This is a genomic window from Cupriavidus sp. 01L46 (assembly GCF_056399905.1).
Genome location: NZ_JBFTSF010000009.1, coordinates 19395 through 39407, shown reverse-complemented (window position 1 = coordinate 39407; position 20013 = coordinate 19395). Strand labels below are relative to the sequence as shown.

Sequence of the window (20013 nt, the reverse complement as noted above, 5' to 3'; positions counted from 1 at the left end):
TGGATTGGCCGGAACAGGCAGCGGGCCGGGCAGGCTGATGGGGTTGGAACGGATGGGTTGGTTTTACGCTTCCGCTCCGGCAAGATTCCCTCCCACAACTGCTTCGCGCGGCGTCGATGTCCGATTCGTCGGTGCCATCGATTCGCGAGATACACGGTCGGCAGCAAGATCACCACAGCAGTCGGCAACACCGCAAACCGCGGCAGCCCCATGCGAACCATACGCGGCGGCGCCCGGCTTAACGCCGGAAGCCGGGCGAGCCCAGATCAACCAGAGAGTGCAACATGAAACGTACATACCAACCTTCCGTTACCCGCCGCAAGCGTACCCATGGTTTCCGCGTGCGCATGAAGACCCGCGGCGGCCGTGCCGTCATCAACGCGCGTCGCGCCAAGGGCCGCAAGCGCCTGGCAGTCTAAGGGCCTGGCGACCGGCCACGGCGGTGCAGCAGCTTGCGCCGCCTTGGCCACTCGCCTCGCCTTTTGGACGGCCGGTAGCCAGCAGCCAAGCACAGCTTTTCCGCTCGCTTTGCCTAGCGTGACTACCTTTGCCTACCCTAAAGCCGCGAGGCTCACAAAAACGGATGAGTTTTCATCCGTTTTTGCATTGCGTCCGCGCCGACGCAGCCAGCATTTCGTGCTGTATGTGGGCGAGAACGGCCTGCCGCAAGCCCGCCTGGGTGTCGTGGTTGGCAAGAAGTTCGCAGCGCGTGCCGCCGAGCGCAACCTGGTGAAGCGCATGGTGCGGGAACTGTTCCGCCAACGGCAGGACAAACTCGCGGGCCGCGATGTGCTGCTGCGCCTGCAGGCCAAGTTTCCGCGCGCGGAGTTTGCCAGCCGCACCGCGATACGCCGGGTGTGCCTGGCCGAGCTGACCAGCTTGTTCGAGGTAGCGGTGAAGCCGCTTGCCCCGCGCCCTGCCGCCCCTTCCGGGGTGTCGCCGCCAAAGTCCGCCGAGGCTGCGCCCACTGAAGTCCCGCCCTCGGGCGCTCCTGCCTGACCGGCCCGCTGCCATGAAGCGAATCCTGCTTGCCCTGCTGCGCATCTACAAGATCGCCCTGAGCCCGTTTTTCGGCTCGCAGTGCCGCTTCCTGCCCACCTGTTCCGATTACGCCCGCGAAGCGATCCTGTGCYACGGCGCAGGGCGCGGCAGCTGGCTGGCCGCTCGCCGGCTATGCCGTTGCCATCCGTTCACGGATGGCGGGTATGATCCGGTGCCACCGGCATCGGCAACCAAGCAAGACCGGGCTCGCCCCGCGACTGGCCGTCCAGTCACGATCCGGCTACCCCGCCCCTGATTTCCCCCGACCACAGCGAGACATGGATATCAAACGCACCATACTCTGGGTCATCTTCTCGATGGCCCTCGTGCTGCTCTACGACAACTGGCAGCGCGCCAACGGTCACCAGTCGATGTTCTTCCCGAGCGCGACGCAGCAGGCTCCGGCAACCGCAGGCGGCGCTTCGGCCCCGCAAGGCGACGTGCCCAAGGCCAATGCAACGGCCGGCGCCGCCGCAGGCGCTCCGGCGTCCGTCCCGGCAGCCGCGGCCCAGCCGAGCGGCGAGAAGATCGTGGTCAGCACCGACGTGATGCGTGCCCAGATCGATACCGCCGGCGGTATCCTGACGCGCCTGGAACTGCTGAACCACAAGGAGCATGACGGCAAGCCGGTCGTGCTGTTCGAGCGTGACCAGACCCGCACCTACATGGCCCGCTCCGGCCTGATCGGTGGCGACCTGCCCAACCACACCACGGTGTTTACCGCTTCGGCKGGCCCGCGCGACCTGGCTGGGTCGGACAAGGTGTCGTTGACGCTGACGGCGGAGAAGGACGGGGTCAAGCTGGACAAGACCTATACCTTCCACAAGGGCAGCTACGTTGTCGACACGAAATTTGCCGTGACCAACGACAGCGGCAAGCCGATCTCGCCGACGCTGTACATGGAACTGACGCGCGACGGCAGCAAGGTCGAGCAGTCGCAGTTCTATAGCACCTTTACCGGCCCGGCCATCTACACCGACGCCGACAAGTACCACAAGATCACCTTCGACGACATCGGCAAGGGCAAGGCTTCGGTCCCCGCGGCCGGGTCCAGCGGCTGGGTGGCGATGGTGCAGCATTACTTTGCCTCGGCGTGGATTCCGCAATCGGGCAAGGAGCACAGCTTCTACGTCGAGAAGATCGACAACAACCTGTTCCGCGTGGGCGTGCAGCAGCCGCTGGGCGCCATCGCCCCGGGCGCCACGGTGAGCACCGATGCGCGCCTGTTCGCCGGCCCGCAGGAAGAGCGCATGCTCGAGAAGATCACCCCGGGCCTGGAACTGGTGAAGGACTACGGATGGCTGACCATCCTGGCCAAGCCGCTGTTCTGGCTGCTGGAAAAGATCCACGGCTTCCTGGGCAACTGGGGCTGGTCGATCATCGGGCTGACCGTGCTGATCAAGCTGGTGTTCTTCCCGCTGTCGGCGGCTAGCTACAAGTCCATGGGCAAGATGAAGGACCTGCAGCCCCGCATGACCGCGATGCGCGAGCGCCACAAGGGCGATCCGCAGAAGATGAACCAGGAGATGATGGCGCTGTACCGCACMGAGAAGGTCAACCCGCTGGGCGGCTGCCTGCCCATCGTGATCCAGATCCCGGTGTTCATTGCGCTGTACTGGGTGCTGCTGTCGTCGGTGGAAATGCGCGGTGCGCCTTGGCTGGGCTGGATCCATGACCTGTCGGTGCCGGATCCGTTCTACATCCTGCCGGTGCTGATGGCCGTGTCGATGTTCGTGCAGACCAAGCTGAACCCGACCCCGCCGGACCCCGTGCAGGCCAAGGTCATGATGATCATGCCGCTGGTGTTCTCGTTCATGTTCTTCTTCTTCCCGGCTGGCCTGGTGATGTACTGGGTCACCAACAACGTCTTGTCGATCGCGCAGCAATGGCAGATCAACCGGATGCTTGGCAAGAGCAAGGCGAAGACCGCCGCGGTGGCCAAGGGCTGACGTTGAGACCGGGCCGGCGGGTGGCAAACCCGCGCCGGCCCGGCACATGCATCAAAGAGGTCGCTCAAGGCGTCAATGGCGGCCTCACTGAAATCCCCCGCAAGTTTCGGCTTGCGGGGGATTTTGCTTTTCCGGAGCGTGCTTCGCCAGGTGGCGTTGCCGTGGCAGCAAGACACCATGCAGAAGGTTTGCCAAATTTTGCCAAACTCGCTAGCATGAACGCATGAGCACAATGAATATCTCTCTGCCTGACACGCTCAAGGCCTTTGTCGATGAGCAGGTCAACCAACGCGGCTACGGCACCAGCAGCGAGTACGTGCGCGAGCTGATCCGCAAGGATCAGGATCGCCAGCACCTTCGCGGCCTGCTATTGGCGGGTGCCGATTCGGCGCCGACTGCGCCGGTGGATAGCGACTACTTCGACGCCCTGCGAGCGCGGGTGCGCAACGCTCGGGGATGAGGGCCAAGCCTGTCGTCCCGAGAGCGCTTGCCAGGCGTGATATCGAGGAATCGGTCAACTACTATCTGAACGAAGACGCTGAGCAGGCAGCACTTGGATTCATTGACGCGCTGGAGCAGGCCTACGTGCACATTGGCAAGTATCCAGCCGCCGGCTCGCCCCGCTACGCACACGAGCTTGATCTTCCGGGCCTACGCACCTGGCCACTGGCGCGCTACCCGCACATCGTGTTCTACGTTGAGCGCGACAACCACATTGATGTCTGGCGCGTCCTGCATGGCATGCGAGACATCCCCGCCTGGCTGCGTGACAGCGACGAGGTTTCCCGATAACGCTTGCGCAGGCACGGCCAGGCGCAAGGCGGTAGGCCACCGTCGCGACCCCATCGGACCGTCTCCTCAATCCAGCCGCTTGCCCGCTGTCTCCCGCACCATTGCCAGTCCCGCCAGCGACGCTATCCCGCAGCCGATCACATACAAGGCCGGCGCGTTGCGGTTGCCGGTGAAATCGATCAGCCAGGTCGCCAGGAACTGCGCAAACCCGCCGAACACCAGCACGCCGATGCAGTAGACCACCGACAGTCCCGTGGCGCGAATCCGGCGGGGAAAGAGCTCCGTCAGCAGCACCACCGACGGCACCGAGTTAAAGACCAGCATCAGCGCCAGCACGGCCACCGCGGCCAGCAGCACCTCGAGCGTGGGGTGCGCGTTGATCAGCAGGAAGGCCGGGTAGATCAGCAGCAACATCGCCACGCGCGACCACAGGATGGCAGGCTTGCGCCCGACGCGGTCCGACAGGCGGCCAGCATAGGCGCACAACGCCACCTGCACCAGCGCGGCGAGGCAACCGGCGCCCATGCCGACCGACAGCGGCAGCTTGAGCACCGTTGCGGCGTAGCTGGCCATGTAGTGCAGCACGATGTAGTTGGCGGAAGTACCGCCGATGGTGATCAGCACGCCGGCCACCACCGCGCGGCCGTGGCCGACGAACACCTCCGACAGGCCCGCGCGCTCGCTGGTGGCGCCGTGTGCGCCCGCCGTGGCGGACTCGCCGGTCTCATCCAGATGCCGCCGGATATAGAGGCCAACCGGTATCACCAGGATGCCGAGCACGAAGGGCAGGCGCCAGCCCCAGCTCTCCAGCGCGGCGGGTGGCAGCGCATTGGTCAGCACCAGGCCGACCAGCGAGCCGAGCAGCACGCTCACGCCCTGGCTGAACAATTGCCAGCTGCCGAAGTAGCCGCGCGAGTTGTCATCGGCGTACTCCATCAGCAGCGCGGTGGATGCGCCCATCTCGCCACCGATGGCAAAACCCTGCACCAGCCGCGCCAGCACGATCAGCGCCGGCGCGAACAGGCCCGCCTGGGCATAGGTGGGCGCCACCACGAACAGCGCGGAGCCCAGCCCCATCATCCACAGCGTCAGCGTCATGGCCGGCTTGCGGCCAACGCGGTCGGCGTACAGGCCGATCAGCACGCCACCCAGCGGCCGCGCCACAAAGCCCACGCCAAACGTCGCCAGCGACAGCATCAGCTGCCCGAGCGCACCCTGCACCGGGAAGTACAGCCGGCCGATCATCACGGCAAAGAAGCTGTAGACGGTGAAGTCGTAAAACTCGAGCCCGTTGCCGATGGTGATGGCGGCGATTGCGCGGCGCGTGGGCGCGGGCAGGGCGGGCGCGGCGGCAAGCGCCTGCGCCGGTGCGGTGGTGGACATGGTCCGGTCTCCTTGAATCGCTAATCGTTTTTGCTTGTTTTTGCTTATTGCCGGGCATCCGCCCGGTCATGCCCGTGGGCGGCGCGGCTCAGGCCAGGTAGCGCTCGGCCAGCTTGACCCAGTAGGTGGCGCCCAGCGGCAGGCAGGCGTCGTTGAAGTCGTAGCCGGGGTTGTGCACCATGCAGCCGCCTTCGCCATCGCCGTTGCCGATGATCAGGTAGCAGCCGGGGCGCCGCTCCAGCAGGAAGGCGAAGTCCTCGCTGCCGGTGAGCGGCACCATGTTGTCGATCAGGCTTTCGTCGCCCAGCCATTGGCGCGCCACTTCACGGGCCAGTTCCGTTTCGGCGGGATGGTTGACCAGCACCGGATAGCGGCGGTTGTAATCGACCTCGGCGCGCGCGCCGAAGCTCTCTGCCTGCGCGTGCGCCAGCGCGGTGATGCGGGTCTGGAGCAGGTCGCGCACCTCGGCCTTGAGCGCGCGCACGGACAGCCGCATCTCGGCGGTGTCGGGAATCACGTTGGGTGCATTGCCGGCCTGGATGGCGCCAACCGTGACGATGGCCATGTCGAGCGGGTTGACGTTGCGGGCCACCACGCTTTGCAGCGCCATCACCATGGAGGCGCACACCACCACCGGATCGATCGCCTTGTGTGGCATCGCGCCGTGGCCACCGCGCCCGCTCACGCGGATGGTGACGGTGTCGGACGAGGCCATGAAGGGCCCGGACAGGAAACCGAACTTGCCGACCGGATGGCCGGGCATGTTGTGCAAGGCGAACACGGCGTCGCAGGGGAACAGCGTGAACAGGCCGTCGTTCATCATTTCGCGGGCGCCGCCCATGCCTTCCTCGGCGGGCTGGAAGATCAGGTGCAGCGTGCCTTTGAAGGGCTTGTGCTCGGCCAGGTACCTGGCGGCGGTGAGCAGGGTGGCGGTATGGCCGTCGTGCCCGCAGGCGTGCATCTTGCCGTCGAGCTTGCTGGCGTAGGGCAGGCCGGTGGCTTCCTGGATCGGCAGCGCATCCATGTCGGCGCGCAGGCCCAGCGCGCGGCCCTCGCCGTTGCGCAGCGTGCCGACCACGCCGGTGCCGCCCAGGCCGCGGTGCACCGCGTAGCCCCAGGCCTGCAGGCACTCCGCCACGAGGTCGCTGGTGACGAACTCCTCGAAGCCGAGCTCCGGATGCGAATGGATGCGGTGGCGCAAGGCCACCATCTCGGCTTCGATGACCCGGATGCCTGGCAATACAGGGGATTGGGTCGATTGGGTGGTCTGCAGCATGACGGTCTCCTTGTGGGTGCCGGGTGGCGCAAGCCATGCCGGCGGCGCCCCCTTGGAACAGGAGCCGATCATAGGCAGCGTCCAACTGCCGCGGGAAGCCGCAATCTTGTTATCCTGACAACCATTGGTTGTCTCTTTGGCCGACCCACGCCGCCGCCTACTTCGCGCGATCCATGAAACTCCATCAATTGCAGGCCTTGGTTGCCGTTGCCGACGCCGGCAGCATCCGTGCCGCCGCGCGCCTGCTGGGCCACTCCCAGGCGGCGGTGACCAAGGCGCTGCGCGAACTGGAAGCGGAGCAGCGCCTGGCACTGCTGCTGCGCACCGCGGGCGGCGTTGGCTTCACGGAGACGGGGCACCGGCTGCTGGGCCACGCCCGCCTGGTGGTGGGCCAGCTTGACCGCGCCAACGCGGAACTGGCGGAGCTACGCGGCGAGGTGGGCGGGCGGCTGTCGATCGGCGTCACGCCCTGGGTCATGCTGACGTTCCTGTCCGAGGCGATACTGCATTTCCGGGAGCGCATGCCGGGGGTGCAGCTTGAGGTGTTCGAGGGCCTGACGGCGGTGGCGCTGCCGCGCCTGCGCGAGGGCCTGCTCGATTTTGTGGTGGGCCCGTTCACGCCAACCATGTCGGGCCAGGAGTTCGACTGCGAGCTCCTGCTCGCCTACGACTCCCGCGTGGTGGCCAGGCGCGGCCACCCCTGCGCTGGCAAGACCTCGCTGCATCAGCTGCTGGACCAGGACTGGGTAGTGAACTACACGCCCGCCACTTATCCCGCGATGATGCAGAACCTGTTCTGGCAACACGGCGCCGACATCGAACCGCGCCATCTGCATCGCGCCCATTCCACCTCGTTGCTGCTGGAAATGGTGCGGCATGCGGGCATGATCACCTATTGCCCGCGGCCGCTGATGTTCACCGATGCGCTGCGCGGCTGGGTGCAGGCGGTGCCGGTGGCCGAGCGCTTCGAATCGAGCCAGCTCGGCATCATCGCGCGCCGCAGCGCGATGCGTGGCGCGGCCGCGCAGTGCTTCGTGGATGGCCTGCGGGCAGTGATCCGGCGACGCGCCCGTTCCGCCGCCCCGGCGGACCGGGAGTTGTTCGATCTGCTGACGCTGTTGTTCTGAGCCGCCTCGAGGTTGCGACCGGACGCCGTCTCAGGCCAGGTCGAGCACGCTCATGGTGGCGTTGAAGCGGCTGACCAGCACCGCCTCGCCGTGCACGCTGGCGAAGACATCGGCCTCCACCACGATGATCGTGCGGCCGGATTTCAATACGTCGGCGCGGCAGGTCAGGCGATCGCTGCGGGCGGCGCGCAGCAGGTTGATCTTGAATTCGGCGGTGACCACATGGCGCCCGGCGTCGAGCATGGTGCTGGCGGCGGCACCGGCGGTGTGGTCGGCGATGGTAGCTTGCACGCCGGCATGCACGATGCCGCCATGCTGCAGGTGGCGGGGCGTGACCAGCAGTTCGCTCTCGCACCAGCCCGGCCCGCAATCCACCAGCCGGATGCCTACGTCCGCGACAAAGGCAGCCTGGCGAAAGCCGGCCTCGATGGTGTCGCGCAGCAAAAGCCGCTCTTGTTCGGTGGACATGGCGCTGCTCCTCGCACGGGTGGTGATCGGGTACGGCCTTGTGATGGCAGGCCGGCTGGCGTTGCCAGCACGCATTGCAACCCGAAGCGCGCAGGCTGTCAATGGAGTGCGGCGCAACCGGCACAATCGCCTACACTGGCCTACACTGATTAGACGTGCCCTGAAACGTGCCGCGAAACGTGCCCTGAAGCTGGCCTCCGCAAGATCAGGCTGTTCCGGTAGATACGCCTACGCCGATACGCCATGCGCGCCGCCAATCTTCCCCTGCAGTTGCATCCTCGCATGCGCGCCATCGATGCCTTCATCGTGCTCGGCGATGCGGGCCTGGTGGCGGTTGCCGATCAGCTGGATGCCCTGCACCGGCGCGACCATCCCGACGATGTGCATGCGTTGCGTGTGGCGGTGCGGCATCTGCGCGCCGTGTGCTGGGCATTTGCCCCGGCCTTGCCCAAGGCCATCCGCGCGCGCTGGGATGATTGCCTGCGCAAGCTGGCGCAGGCCGCCAGCGATGTGCGCGACTGGGACGTGTTCATCAGCCAGACCTTGAGCCCCGCGCTGGACTTGCAGCCTGAGGATCCGGTGCTGCTGGCGGTACATGACACCGCGATCACGCGCCGCCACTACGCACGCGCCACCATGCTGGCGCAACTCACCGAACACCAGCACTGGCCACTGCCCGTGCTGCACCGCGACCTCACGCACCTGGGCGATGGCGGCGCGCAACGGGCGGGCGCCGCCGCGCAGGACCGGCTGGCGGCGTTCGCGCGCCGGCGGGTGCGCCGCGCGTGCAAGCGCGTGAAGTCGCTGGCGCACGCAGCGCGCTCGCAAGACCTGGCGCGCGTGCATCGCTTTCGCATTGGCAGCAAGCGGCTGCGCTATGTGATCGAGGCCCTGAAGCCGGTACTGGCCAAGCGCTATGCCAAGCGCCTGCACCGCAAGCTGGTGAAGCGCCAAGGCAGCCTGGGTGACCTGATCGACGGCGTGGTGGCACGCCGCCTGATGATGGAGTGCCTGAACATGCCCGCGGCGGATGCGGCGCATGCGCCGGGTGCCACGGTTGCGCCGGATCGATCTGCGACAATATCGCCATGACTGCCACGACTGCCATGACCGCAACCCACTCCCTCCAGCCTCGTTCCGCTCGCACCACGCCCATCGCCGCCATTGCTACCGCACCCGGGCGCGGCGGCATCGGCGTGGTGCGCGTGTCCGGCCCCGACGTGAGCGCGATTGCGCAGGCCGTGTGTGGCCAGGCGCTGAAAGCCCGCCACGCCACCTACCTGCCGTTCCTGGATGCGCACGGCAAGGCGATCGACCACGGCCTGGCGCTGTACTTCCCCGCGCCGCACTCGTACACCGGCGAGGAAGTGCTGGAGCTGCAGGGCCACGGCGGCCCGGTGGTGATGCAGATGCTGCTGGCGCGCTGCCTGGACGCCGGCCGCGAGATGGGCCTGCGCCTGGCCGAGCCCGGCGAGTTCACGCGCCGCGCCTTTCTGAATGACAAGCTCGACCTGGCCCAGGCGGAAGCCGTGGCCGACCTGATCGAGGCCAGCACCGAAGCCGCCGCGCGCTCGGCCGCGCGCTCCATGGAAGGTGTGTTCTCCGACGCCATCCGCGCGCTGGTGGAACAGGTGATCCACCTGCGCATGCTGGTGGAAGCCACGCTGGATTTCCCCGAGGAAGAGATCGACTTCCTCGAAGCCTCCAACGCGCGCGGCCAGCTGGCCGATATCCGTGATGCGCTGGCCGGCGTGCTGGCGCAGGCCAAGCAAGGCTCGCTGCTGCGCGAAGGCTTGTCGGTGGTGCTGGCGGGCCAGCCCAATGTGGGCAAATCGTCGCTGCTCAACGCGCTGGCCGGCGCGGAACTCGCCATCGTCACGCCGATTCCCGGCACCACGCGCGACCGCGTGCGCGAGACCATCCAGATCGAAGGCATCCCGCTGCATATCATCGACACCGCCGGCCTGCGCGAAGACGCCACCGACGAAGTCGAGCGCATCGGCATCGAGCGCACCTGGGACGCCGTGGGCCGCGCCGACCTGGTGTTGCACCTGGTGGACGCGGCCGACTACGTGGAACACGGCTTGTCGGAGATCGACGACGCCATCGACGACCGCCTCTCCGGCCACCTGCCGCCGGGCTCGCCGATCCTGCGCGTGGTCAACAAGATCGACCTGGCGCCCAAGGTAGGCGAGCACCACTTCGGCGCGGATCGCCCGCACGTGGTGGCCGCCATCGGCCCGAACCCGGCCGAGGTATGGATCTCCGCGCGCACCGGCGCCGGCATCGACCTGCTGCGCAGCCAGTTGTTGCGGCTGGTGGGTTGGCAATCGGGCAACGAAGGCACCTTCCTCGCGCGCGAGCGGCACCTCACCGCGCTGCGCAACGCGCAATCGCACCTGGACCTGGCMGAAGAGCGCGCGGCGCAAGAGGCGCAGGCGCTGGACCTGTTCGCCGAAGAACTGCGCCTGGCGCAGGACCATCTCAACAGCATCACCGGCGAGTTCAGCAGTGACGATCTGCTGGGGACGATTTTTACGCGGTTTTGTATTGGCAAGTAGGCCTTTGCCCATGGTTTCCCAAGGTTGCCCACCGACTCCCCTAGAGGCCAGTAAAATCAATGAAGAATCGCCCACGGATGCCCAAGCACGCCCATCGACTGCCACAAGTTTTTAGTACACACTAAAGTACACATCCGACACCCCCTCAAACCTTGTGTACTAAAAATGCCGCGCACCGCCACACCCCTTAACGACACACGCATCAAAGCGCTCAAGCCCGCCTCCGCGCGCCGCTTCGTTTCTGACGGGGGTGGCCTCGTGCTTGAAATCATGCCGTCGGGGTCCAAGATATGGCGCTTTCGTTACTCCTTGCATGGGAAGCAGCAACCTTTGCTGACCATCGGCGATTACCCGGCGGTGGGCCTCATGGCCGCGCGGGAGCGTGCGCGCAAGTATGTGGAGATCGTGGCGCAGGGCGTTTCCCCCGTCGCCGATGCAAGGCAAGACCGGGGTGCCGTCAAAGTGGTGGATACGCTCAGCGAGTTCTCCGAGATCTGGCTCGCGGCAGAGATAGACACCAAGTCTGAGAGCTACCGTCGCACGACCCGTCGCGCCATGGAAAAGGATGTGCTTCCCGCGATAGGCAACAAGCGCCTGGCGGACGTGACGCCGGGCGACGTGCTTGCCATCTGCGACCGCATCAAGGGCCGTGGGGCGCCTAAGATGGCACTCACCACCAGAAATGCCGTCAAGCGCCTGTACGAGTACGCCATTGCGCRGCAGATGGCCACGACCAATCCAGCGCTCTCGCTGGCAGCTCGTTTCATCGCGACCCAGGAAAGCCGCACGCGTGTGCTGTCGCCTGCTGAGATCGGGACGATGTTGCGTGCCGTCTACGCCTCAGACATCCGCCGGCCGCTAAAGCTGGCGCTGCACCTCCTGGTGCTGACGATGGTACGCAAGTCCGAGTTGATTGAAGCGAAGTGGGAACAATTCGATTTGGAGGGTCCGGTATGGCGCATCCCCGGCGGCTCCATGAAGATGGGAAAGGAACATTGGGTCTATCTGTCCAGGCAGGCAGTGGAGATCCTGCGAGAGCTGCGCACGATCGGCGGAAGCGTCTACGTGTTCCCATCGTCACGCGGACGCTTGGAAGCCCCGATAGCGAAGCCCACGCTCAATACCGCCGTGAAGTCCTTGGGACTCGAGATGGAGCACTTTGTTTTGCACGACTTCCGGCGCACGGCATCCACCCACCTGCATGAAATGGGGCTACCTTCCGACGCCATCGAGAAGGCGCTTGCGCATGAAATCAAGGGCATCAAGGGTGTGTATAACCGGGCTGAGTATGCCGGCGAGCGCAAACGCATCCTTCAGCTCTGGGCTGATTTCGTGGAGACACAGATTGAGGAAGGCCGAAAAATCGTCGTTGGCAACTTTGGACAGGCGGCCTGACGCGTGTGGAGATACGCGGTACCCGCTGGGTTTGTACAGAGTGACGCCACTGATCAACGGTGCACACCAAACGGGTTGCGGGCCATTTCGCAAAGTGATGCAGTTTCAAGGGGGCGCGCGCAGATTGATCGTCACCATACGGCCGCCTGAGGCGCTTGCAATCCATAAAGCTGGCGCTTATCATCAACATCACATTTCGCCTCGAAGAGGCATCGACATCGCTGTGAAGTTAGGCAGCCATCCCTAGAAATTCCCGCCCTGCTATAGGGCCGGGCTGCGCAGACGTGATACGTCTCGCCTTCAATGCGCGCGTGGTAGCTCCGCTATCGAGTCCGTATTGCTTCAGCCATTCCCAGCCAGCACTTCCCCCAGTTTCCCGCGCCACTCTCATTTCGGCCCGCAGCCACACTTCCACCAAGCAGCCGTTCGCTACCCGTTTCATGCGCCGGTTCGCCTCCCATCTCGACGCCACACCCTTCCTCGTAATTTGCTCTCCGCTTGGAGGCCAGCAGTTTCGCGGCTACGGGTTTGGCGCCCCGTGTCGATCGACAAAGGGTGCAATCCAGAGCATGAGAAGGTACCAGTAAAGGTGGGGTTAGGCGGCGGCCCCAAATTCATGCGCCAAATTGCACCCTTTCGTCTGGCGGGGTCGTGGATAACTCTTCCGCTCTCTGCGAAGTTATCCACCGATGGGGCAGCGGGTACGTCCCCATCAGCCTGGATGACGCAGAGCTTTCAGCATGTGTGCGTGCTTTGCCGGCGGAGTATCGCCGATATAACGGAGATCCAGCGTGGGACCTCGAATGAAGGAGGGCATGATGGGGCAGTTGATCTTGATCCTCGCGAGCTCTTGCACGATTGTGGCAGTGGGTTTGTCCGTAGCCGGTGCCTGGCAGCGTGCCGGCCTTCCGCTCGAGCGAGCCCTGTTCGCCGCCATTGCCGTGTTGCTTACCGTGTCTGCCCACGTGCTGCCGGCTCTGTGCCGGGGTGGGTCGGGCGGGGCAGTTCGGGCTGGCTGGGTGCTATGGGGCGCCTGCCTGATCTCCGTGTGTTCGGGGCACTTGGCATTCTTCACCGCGGCCGAGCGCCATGCTGGGGCATTGCGGGTTGCCGATCTGCCACCAGTGTCGACCTTCGACCGTACGGCAGGCATCGTTGCGCGCCCGTTGACGCAGGTGGCAGCCGATCGTGCCCGGGTGACGGCGGACGCCGAGCGCCTGCGGGTGGTGGTCACGCGATGTCCTGACTGCCTGGCACAGCGAGCCCGCCTGCTGGGTTTGGAGGGTCAAGCGGCTGCGCTGAAGACGGAGGAGGACGAAGCCAGGCGCCGCATAGCGCTCCAGTCCGAGACCGTTGCCGCAACAGTTCTGCAACGGGCGGCAGAGAGCACCGCGGCAGTTGATCCCGTCGCCAGCCGGGTAGCGGCGCTGGTCGGGCTGACCCCGGACGCCATCGCACTCGCCCTTGCCGGGCTCAGTGCAGCCACGTTGGAACTCGTTGGGGGCCTGCTGTGGTGGCGGTACCGAGCAGTCACCGCCTACAGTAACGCCCCAGTCACGGTACCGGAGGCATCGATAGTACCGGTACCGGAGACACCAGACACGCCCACCGTGGCGCCGCCGGCGCATGAACCCAACGCCTTGGCTGATGCCGTACGCCGCGGGGAGCTGCGGCCCACCGTTGCTGGGATCCGGAAGTTTCTCGGCTGTTCCCAGACACGGGCCACTGAGGTGCGGCGGCGACTCCTGGCCGAGCTGGCCGGCACAGCGGGCGGCGCGCGCTAAATGTGTCTCGCGAACACATTGGCAGGGTATTCAGCCATTGCTACCTCTCTAGTGAGTCCTAGCATCACCGAAGCAGCACAACGAATCATCGAATTGACCCAGCCAAGCTTGGCGAATTGGAGCGAAAAATGAACAGCGTCACCAGCATTGAACAGAAGGCAGGCACGGCACCGGCAGTGGCGCCCAAGAGACAACTCCTTTACCGCGTCCGTGAGGTTATGGACATGCTCAGCATCTCCAAGGCGACCGTCTACCGCATGGTGGCCGCTGGCACACTTCGCCTCGTAAAGATCGGCCCACGCTCGAGCGGCATCACGGCAGAGAGCATCGAGGCGCTCCTGCAGGGGTCGAAAGGCTAGCAGAAAGAATGCGAACGACTTTGTAGCTAACGAGCGGGGACGCGCTGTACGCATCTGGGCGTCGCTCACGGCGGGCCGTCCCGCCGGGTGGGCCCATTACGCAGCAAGGGAGCGCGAGAAGTTCAGTGGCCCCAGCCCACCCCCGCTGCATCGAGCGGCGCAGTGCCAGATTGGACCAGAGGTCGAGAATGACTAAACGCAAATCCCTAGCGCCACCTGGCGCGCTGCCGGCCGCCGTTGTCTCGTGGCTCGACGAATTTCAGCGCCGCGGTGCACGCCATGATCGCGCGCAACGCTTCATCGACTACTGGATGAGGGATTCAGCGGGCGTCGGGGAACTTGAGCGCGCCTGGTCGAAGATTGAGCGAGCGGCGCTCAGCGACGACGCACTAGTCAGCCTGTTCTCGAGTATTCCAGATGCGCCGCGCGCTGAACCATATCCCGGAATCCTGGGTCGTCGAAACGTTGACGCGGGGGAGGAAAGGCGCCGCAACAAAGCCAGCCGCAAGCGTATTGCGGAATTGCGGCCTTCACTCAGCTATGAAGCCTTGCAGAGGTATGCGGCTGATGCGGMCGCCTCCGGCCTAGAGGCGGTTCAGGCGTACCGGGATCTCGCCAAGCAAGTTCGCGAGCTGCAGACGGGCCTCAGTGCACTTGATCGGGTGCTCGAGCTGATAGACCCGACTGCGAAGGTCGAGACTGCGCACTATGCCTCTCCAGATCTGGCCCAGAAAGTCTACCGGCGCGAAGTTGCCAACCTCAATCGTTTCCTCGACACACCGCAGCATGCCGCCCTGTCATTCATCGCCGCAGTGAACTGTCCGGATCATCCTGTCCATCGAAATACGCTCTCGAAAATCTGGAGTCGCAGCGGGGACAACGGCTGAATTTCTCGTTAGGGGTTTGTCCCCGCTGCGCGCCTTAATTTCGCGCCAAATGTCTAAGCTGTGCTCAGGCTGCTTCATACGCAACTATTTGAATTGTGTGAAGCCCTGACGCCCCTTCTGTTGCAGCCTGCGTCAGCTCTTCGTATGGAGGCTAACCCATGGCTCGCTGCCCCACCCCAAGCGGCATCCCGCGGACGCTCGCACAGTTTGGCTCCCTTCCAGACGAAGCGTACGTAGACACCTCGACGGTCGGGGCATTGCTCGACATGTCGCGCGCGACGATCGCACGTCGCGTCCAGGCGGGAGATCTCCCGGAGCCGAAGCGGTTCGGACGCACCCCACGATTCAACGTCGGGGCGCTTCGCCGCGCGCTGGGGGCAAAAACATCGTGAGTTGGAAACTCCGCTTCGCCCACCTCCTAGGCCTGTCCGCCCCCAAGTGGGACAGGCGCAAGGAGAAAGACGCCCCTGCTGAAATTTCGCGGACTCGCGGAGCAGTCGCCGAAAAAAAATCCCGGCCGCCCACGACTCAACAAGTCGCGCGGAAGGCAACTACGCCACCCAGTACGAGGCAATCTGCTAGGGCACCTGCCTTACGGCCTGGAAGAGATCCGTACTCTTACCTTGGCCGGCTCAGCACTTCCGAAGTGGCGGCTCTTCAGCGAGCCTGCAGCGAAGGATCAATCGACGCAACCCCTTACCACCAGAGGTTCATATGACGAATCGCAAGACCGAAGTGCCCAGAGCCGCGAAGGCGGCCGATCCGGCGCCGTACGTGCTCTCCTCCGAACTGCAGGCCACGATCAAGGCTGTCCACGACTCGTTGGCGCGCCGCAAGACGCTGGACGAAGCCACGAATGCGGCCCCGGCACAAATCGCGGAGCTCGAGCAGGAAGCCAACCGCCYGCGCGGCGAAATTGCGAGCCGGGAGGCGGACATCGTCTGGTGCGCTGACACCGAGGTGCCGGCAGCGGAGGGGGCCATTAAGAAACTGTCCGATGAACTAATCGCCAAGGAAACGGAGTTGCGTCGCGCCAGGGCACGGCTTGACGCTCTGGAGGCTCGCGCGCCAGAACTCGACGCAGCAGTCGATCAAGCGGGCTACATGCTCAATCTCGAAGTCGGCATGCAGGGGGAAATCTTCAGGGCTCGTATCAGCGAAGAATTGCGGGAGGCGGTAAAGCCGTTGCTGCCCATCATGGAAAAGGCACGAGCGATGGGCTCTCTGTTCAACGACTACTTTTCGGCCGCCTACTTGCCCGACCCGGAAGGATTCATCCTGGGACTCCGCGGCATCGGCGCCGCTTCCAGTAATGTAGGCGTCAACCTGCTGAACGGCGTATCGAACGTGCCCAACCCTATCACGGAGGTAATGGCGCCGGTCAATGTCGCATTGAACGCTCTCCGTGCGCATCGGGCCTATGTGCCGCTAGCGAAGCGGCCGAAGCCCTATGTCCGAAAAGGCGCATGGGATGGCCCAGGTGGGCGAACCGAGCGGCCGCTAGAAGTGGAGGAGCCGCCCGCTCCGCGCAAGACCATGGAGGAAGCGTTGAAAGAGCCGTACACCATCAAGGGCGACTCAAGCGGCATTCGGACATGGAAGGAAGCGCAGCGCCAGGCCGCCGAAATGGATATTGGACGCGCCATGATGGCCGCCGCAGATTCGGCCGACCACTAACTCACCGGGAGAGAACATGGTTGACGACGAGTTCCCAGACGAGGCATTGCTCGTCATTCCTGATCGGTCTCTGGCGTTGAAAGGCTGGAAGCAGATCCGCATTACCCGCGGCATTGAACGCCTGCCTTCGGACTTCAGCATCAGTATGACCGAGCGGTTCATTGATGGCGACGTGGTAGCTGTCAACCCACAGGACCCATTCCAACTGATGCTTGGCGGTCAAGTGGTGATGACTGGCTATGTGGACACGGTGACGGCGCAATTGGATGCGCAGTCCCATACAGTCGCCGTGGCAGGTCGTAGCAAGTGTTCCGACCTGGTGGATTGTTCCGCGGAATGGCCGGGCATGCAGATCGTCAACAGCAATATCCAGAGGATCGCCGAGCAGCTTGCTGTGCCGTACAAGGGCTTGAGCGTCGTATGTGATGCCACGGATTTGCCCATAGTGGCGCAGCTGAACATTTTGTTTGGAGAGACGCCGTTTTCGATTCTGGAGCGTGTCTCTCGGTATAGCGCGGTGCTCGTCTACGATAACCCAGAAGGCAATTTGGTCATCACGCGGGGGAGCGATCGCGTAGCGGCTGGCGGCTTCGAGGAGGGTGTGAATGTGGAGACCGTGAAGAGCTCCTTCTCCGCGCTTGACCGTTTCTCGGAGTATCTAGCCGTGCAACAGTCCCTAGACACGTTCGGGGATATGTCCGGCGGCAGCCTCAACACCATCATACGGATCGGTGACGCCCACGTACGACGACGCCGCCAACGCGCGATTGTTGCGGAGAACGTCAGTTCGGTCGGCATCGACGTGACGTTCCGTCGCACTATCTGGGAGATGAACCGCAGATCTGCCCGCAGCGCGGTAATCCACATCACTACCGACTCATGGCGGGATTCCGCAGGTGATCTGTGGGAGCCGAACACTCTCGTTCAGGTTAAGTTGCCGACGGTGAAGATGGAGGACGCTACATTGATGATTGGCGAGGTGACATACCGCCTGGATGAGAGCGGAACTCATGCTGACCTCGTTCTAATGGCGCCGGACGCGTTCCAGCCCGAGCCCTTTGTGCTCCAACTGCCGAACGCGGATGTCACAACTACTGACGTATCGGGGGTGAAGTGACATGTCGAAGAATCTCCCTTTCCTTGCTCAGCGGCTTCTCGACGCACCGCTGACAGTTGAATAACCGGAGCGCAATGGAATGAACCTCGTCAACGACGCCACCCTACTGATTGGCAGTTACACGGAACGGCAGCATTCGCCGACATCCGGTGTCGTACACCACTCGCAAACGGAGCCACTCGCCCTTTCTGGCTGGACCAGCCTGCGAGTCACGGCCGGCATCGAGCGCATGCCGCGGGACTTCGAGCTGGAGATGACGGAGCTCGCTGCTAACCCGAATGAAATGCTGGTGAAGCCGGGCGACTCCTGCATCCTGCTCCTCGCGGGCAAGCCTGTTTTGACTGGCTACGTGGATGTGGTCGCGCCCAGCATCTCCCCCAGTGGTCACAGCATCCGGGTCGTGGGTCGCGGAAAATGCGCAGACCTGGTTGATTGTTCGGCGCAGTGGCCAGGCGGGCAAATCCCAAATAGCACGGTGCTGGAGATTGCCACACGCCTGGCTGATGTCTACGGCATCGCCGTCAGTTCCTCGATTGATAAAGCAAAGCTGCCGACCATCCCGCAGTTCAATTTGAACCTGGGAGAAAGCCCATTCGAAATCATCGAGCGGATCGCCAGGTTTAGCGCGGTCCTCTGTTACGAGGACGAGAACGGAAACCTGCAGTTGTCCCGGGCCGGCACGAAAACGATGGAGAGTGGTATTGAGGAAGGCATCAATATGGAAGCGGCCTCGGTCAGCTTTTCGATGCACGAGCGGTACTCCGAATTGATGGCGGTCATGATGTCCACCCAGAATTTCGGGGATTTGAACGCCACAGAGATGCCCGTGTTCACCGCTAGAGACCCCAACGTTACGCGCCACCGTCGCCGCATCATCATTTCCGAGGCCGGGCAGYTCGGCTGGGAGGTCGCTGGCCAGAGGGTGCAATGGGAGGTTGCACGCCGCGCCGGCAAGTCGAGGGTTGTACAGGTCGCAGTCGATAACTGGACAGACGTGAATGGCCAGCTCTGGCAGCCCAATAGTCTGATTTGCATCTCGATCCCGTCATTGAAGATTGAGAACGAGCAAATGCTCATCTCGGCTGTGACGTTCCACCTCAGTGAAGCTGGGACGCACGCGGACCTTGTACTGATGCCCCCGGAAGCATTCTTGCCCGAGCCGATCCTGATCCAGAAGCTATTCCCTGAACTGACTACGCCGGCGCAAACACAATGATCGAACCACAGTACTACCCAGCAATCTACGTGTGCGACTTCGCAACCGCGCAGGCGGCGCTGAGAAGCCTGGGCGTTACCGGCGATGAGGCCGACTTTGTAGCCTCAGGCGTCACCGATGACGGTACGACGCCGCATGTAGTCGAGTGCGTCCTGACCGATAAGGCCGGGGATATGTCCCGGTCCGCAATCGTCCTGCTGAAGCGGCCGAGCGGTTTGATCGGCATGTGGTTCGGGTTGTTTGCGCATCTGCGAGAGACCCCGGGCGACGCCATCGGCTCGCTTGTTGACGAACTGCTTGCCGGCGAGCCCGGCGATCCGCCGACCGTCAATGTGTTCGAGTGGACTCCCCCACAATGCACGTTCCAATGAGGAGATGGGCATGATTGAACTGGACGTTAGGTTCGATACCAAGGGCATCACGGCTTCCCTTGACCGCTTCGTCGCCGACCAGACGAAGGCTATAGCCCGGGCGCTGAACAAGACCGCCGAGCAGGCCCGTACAGAGGCAGTGAAGAACGTTCGGGCGGAGGGCTACAACATCAAGGCATCCGCCATCCGCAAGAGCTTCCGCATCAAGCGGGCGACGAACGGCAACCTGGTGGTACAGCTTATCGCCACTGGCGAGCGTATCGGCCTCATCAGCTATGGCGCCAGGCAGACGAAGAGCGGCGTCAGCGTGCAGGTCAAGAACGGCCGTCAGATCCTGCGACACGCGTTCATCGCGACAACCCGAAGTGGCCATCGAGCCGTGTTCGAACGCACCGGCCTGGCTCGTGTGAAAGGAGCCAAGCAGCGCATCGGGGGCAAGACTGTCCGGGTCAACCTGCCAATCAAGGAGCTGCTCGGGCCGTCTATCCCTCAGTCGCTGGCCAATGACACTGTCGAGAAGGCAATCATGGCGAAGATCCGTGAGAAGTACCCGAAGATCCTCAGCCACGAGCTGGCGTTCCTGGCGGCCAAGAGATGACCGGAGTGACAC

General features: G+C 64.1%; 21 protein-coding genes. 18 read left to right on the top strand and 3 right to left on the bottom strand.

Annotated features, from left to right (window positions below):
- The first annotated feature begins 284 nt into the window (after positions 1-284).
- The 6 genes from rpmH to AC1DS3_RS03170 all read left to right on the top strand — a co-directional run bounded on the left by rpmH (position 285) and on the right by AC1DS3_RS03170 (position 3782).
- Complete coding sequence (rpmH, locus tag AC1DS3_RS03195; protein ID WP_006578231.1) at positions 285-419, top strand: 50S ribosomal protein L34; 135 nt, start codon at positions 285-287, stop codon at positions 417-419.
- Positions 420-537: 118 nt separating this feature from the next.
- On the top strand, positions 538-999 hold the full coding sequence (gene rnpA / locus AC1DS3_RS03190) for a ribonuclease P protein component (protein WP_441639321.1): 462 nt from the start codon (positions 538-540) through the stop codon (positions 997-999).
- 13 nt (positions 1000-1012) lie between these two features.
- Positions 1013-1297, top strand: a complete 285-nt coding sequence (yidD, locus tag AC1DS3_RS03185) for a membrane protein insertion efficiency factor YidD (RefSeq protein ID WP_477126676.1) — start codon at positions 1013-1015, stop codon at positions 1295-1297.
- Between the two features lie 22 nt (positions 1298-1319).
- Positions 1320-2990 (top strand): membrane protein insertase YidC, encoded by a 1671-nt coding sequence (gene yidC / locus AC1DS3_RS03180; protein ID WP_441639325.1) that lies wholly within the window; start codon positions 1320-1322, stop codon positions 2988-2990.
- A gap of 223 nt (positions 2991-3213) precedes the next feature.
- A complete protein-coding gene (locus tag AC1DS3_RS03175; RefSeq protein ID WP_441639327.1) occupies positions 3214-3450 on the top strand; it encodes a type II toxin-antitoxin system ParD family antitoxin in 237 nt (78 codons plus the stop codon).
- On the top strand, positions 3447-3782 hold the full coding sequence (locus AC1DS3_RS03170) for a type II toxin-antitoxin system RelE/ParE family toxin (RefSeq protein WP_441639329.1): 336 nt from the start codon (positions 3447-3449) through the stop codon (positions 3780-3782). Before AC1DS3_RS03175 ends, AC1DS3_RS03170 begins: the two co-directional genes overlap by 4 nt.
- A gap of 66 nt (positions 3783-3848) precedes the next feature.
- Here AC1DS3_RS03170 and AC1DS3_RS03165 read toward each other — a convergent pair whose 3' ends face one another.
- Complete coding sequence (locus tag AC1DS3_RS03165; protein WP_441639331.1) at positions 3849-5165, bottom strand: MFS transporter; 1317 nt, start codon at positions 5163-5165, stop codon at positions 3849-3851.
- Between the two features lie 88 nt (positions 5166-5253).
- Positions 5254-6375 carry a M20 aminoacylase family protein gene (locus AC1DS3_RS03160; RefSeq protein WP_441639383.1) on the bottom strand — a complete coding sequence of 374 codons (1122 nt, stop codon included), beginning with the start codon at positions 6373-6375 and terminating at the stop codon, positions 5254-5256.
- Between the two features lie 239 nt (positions 6376-6614).
- Between AC1DS3_RS03160 and AC1DS3_RS03155 the strand changes: the two genes are divergently transcribed.
- Entirely contained in the window at positions 6615-7568 is a 954-nt protein-coding gene (locus AC1DS3_RS03155) for a LysR family transcriptional regulator (protein WP_441639333.1), read from the top strand.
- 30 nt (positions 7569-7598) lie between these two features.
- On the opposite strand, the gene AC1DS3_RS03150 is transcribed toward AC1DS3_RS03155, so the two are convergent.
- Entirely contained in the window at positions 7599-8036 is a 438-nt protein-coding gene (locus AC1DS3_RS03150) for a PaaI family thioesterase (protein ID WP_441639335.1), read from the bottom strand.
- Positions 8037-8279: 243 nt separating this feature from the next.
- Here AC1DS3_RS03150 and AC1DS3_RS03145 point away from each other — a divergent pair, with 243 nt between their 5' ends.
- The 11 genes from AC1DS3_RS03145 (at position 8280) to AC1DS3_RS03095 (ending at position 20001) form a co-directional block, all read left to right on the top strand.
- Positions 8280-9128, top strand: coding sequence for a CHAD domain-containing protein (locus tag AC1DS3_RS03145; protein ID WP_477109445.1), 849 nt, complete (start codon positions 8280-8282; stop codon positions 9126-9128).
- 14 nt (positions 9129-9142) lie between these two features.
- The gene (gene mnmE / locus AC1DS3_RS03140; protein ID WP_477109447.1) at positions 9143-10597 is read left to right on the top strand and encodes a tRNA uridine-5-carboxymethylaminomethyl(34) synthesis GTPase MnmE; all 1455 of its coding nucleotides are present in this window, start codon (positions 9143-9145) and stop codon (positions 10595-10597) included.
- 165 nt (positions 10598-10762) lie between these two features.
- Entirely contained in the window at positions 10763-11992 is a 1230-nt protein-coding gene (locus tag AC1DS3_RS03135) for a tyrosine-type recombinase/integrase (RefSeq protein WP_477126675.1), read from the top strand.
- A gap of 803 nt (positions 11993-12795) precedes the next feature.
- Positions 12796-13776, top strand: coding sequence for a hypothetical protein (locus AC1DS3_RS03130; protein WP_477126674.1), 981 nt, complete (start codon positions 12796-12798; stop codon positions 13774-13776).
- Between the two features lie 128 nt (positions 13777-13904).
- On the top strand, positions 13905-14135 hold the full coding sequence (locus AC1DS3_RS03125; protein WP_477126673.1) for a helix-turn-helix transcriptional regulator: 231 nt from the start codon (positions 13905-13907) through the stop codon (positions 14133-14135).
- Between the two features lie 188 nt (positions 14136-14323).
- A complete protein-coding gene (locus AC1DS3_RS03120; RefSeq protein WP_477126672.1) occupies positions 14324-15022 on the top strand; it encodes a hypothetical protein in 699 nt (232 codons plus the stop codon).
- Between the two features lie 714 nt (positions 15023-15736).
- Positions 15737-16699 carry a hypothetical protein gene (locus AC1DS3_RS03115; protein WP_477126671.1) on the top strand — a complete coding sequence of 321 codons (963 nt, stop codon included), beginning with the start codon at positions 15737-15739 and terminating at the stop codon, positions 16697-16699.
- A 16-nt stretch (positions 16700-16715) separates the two neighbouring features.
- Positions 16716-17816 carry a phage baseplate assembly protein gene (locus AC1DS3_RS03110; RefSeq protein WP_477126670.1) on the top strand — a complete coding sequence of 367 codons (1101 nt, stop codon included), beginning with the start codon at positions 16716-16718 and terminating at the stop codon, positions 17814-17816.
- Between the two features lie 79 nt (positions 17817-17895).
- The gene (locus AC1DS3_RS03105; RefSeq protein WP_477126669.1) at positions 17896-19032 is read left to right on the top strand and encodes a phage baseplate assembly protein; all 1137 of its coding nucleotides are present in this window, start codon (positions 17896-17898) and stop codon (positions 19030-19032) included.
- The gene (locus AC1DS3_RS03100; protein ID WP_477126668.1) at positions 19029-19403 is read left to right on the top strand and encodes a hypothetical protein; all 375 of its coding nucleotides are present in this window, start codon (positions 19029-19031) and stop codon (positions 19401-19403) included. The genes AC1DS3_RS03105 and AC1DS3_RS03100 overlap by 4 nt, the downstream gene beginning before the upstream one ends.
- A gap of 10 nt (positions 19404-19413) precedes the next feature.
- Positions 19414-20001, top strand: a complete 588-nt coding sequence (locus AC1DS3_RS03095; RefSeq protein WP_477126667.1) for a phage tail protein — start codon at positions 19414-19416, stop codon at positions 19999-20001.
- Positions 20002-20013: the final 12 nt, after the last annotated feature.

Excerpts from the sequence above, each read along its gene's own strand:
- rpmH (WP_006578231.1), top strand. The coding sequence starts at position 285 with ATGAAACGTACATACCAACCTTCCGTTACCCGCCGCAAGCGTACCCAT.
- AC1DS3_RS03175 (WP_441639327.1), top strand. The coding sequence starts at position 3,214 with ATGAGCACAATGAATATCTCTCTGCCTGACACGCTCAAGGCCTTTGTC.
- AC1DS3_RS03170 (WP_441639329.1), top strand. The coding sequence starts at position 3,447 with ATGAGGGCCAAGCCTGTCGTCCCGAGAGCGCTTGCCAGGCGTGATATC.
- AC1DS3_RS03165 (WP_441639331.1), bottom strand. The coding sequence starts at position 5,165 with ATGTCCACCACCGCACCGGCGCAGGCGCTTGCCGCCGCGCCCGCCCTG.
- AC1DS3_RS03160 (WP_441639383.1), bottom strand. The coding sequence starts at position 6,375 with ATGGTGGCCTTGCGCCACCGCATCCATTCGCATCCGGAGCTCGGCTTC.
- AC1DS3_RS03155 (WP_441639333.1), top strand. The coding sequence starts at position 6,615 with ATGAAACTCCATCAATTGCAGGCCTTGGTTGCCGTTGCCGACGCCGGC.
- AC1DS3_RS03150 (WP_441639335.1), bottom strand. The coding sequence starts at position 8,036 with ATGTCCACCGAACAAGAGCGGCTTTTGCTGCGCGACACCATCGAGGCC.
- AC1DS3_RS03145 (WP_477109445.1), top strand. The coding sequence starts at position 8,280 with ATGCGCGCCGCCAATCTTCCCCTGCAGTTGCATCCTCGCATGCGCGCC.
- AC1DS3_RS03130 (WP_477126674.1), top strand. The coding sequence starts at position 12,796 with ATGAAGGAGGGCATGATGGGGCAGTTGATCTTGATCCTCGCGAGCTCT.
- AC1DS3_RS03125 (WP_477126673.1), top strand. The coding sequence starts at position 13,905 with ATGAACAGCGTCACCAGCATTGAACAGAAGGCAGGCACGGCACCGGCA.
- AC1DS3_RS03110 (WP_477126670.1), top strand. The coding sequence starts at position 16,716 with ATGGTTGACGACGAGTTCCCAGACGAGGCATTGCTCGTCATTCCTGAT.
- AC1DS3_RS03100 (WP_477126668.1), top strand. The coding sequence starts at position 19,029 with ATGATCGAACCACAGTACTACCCAGCAATCTACGTGTGCGACTTCGCA.
- AC1DS3_RS03095 (WP_477126667.1), top strand. The coding sequence starts at position 19,414 with ATGATTGAACTGGACGTTAGGTTCGATACCAAGGGCATCACGGCTTCC.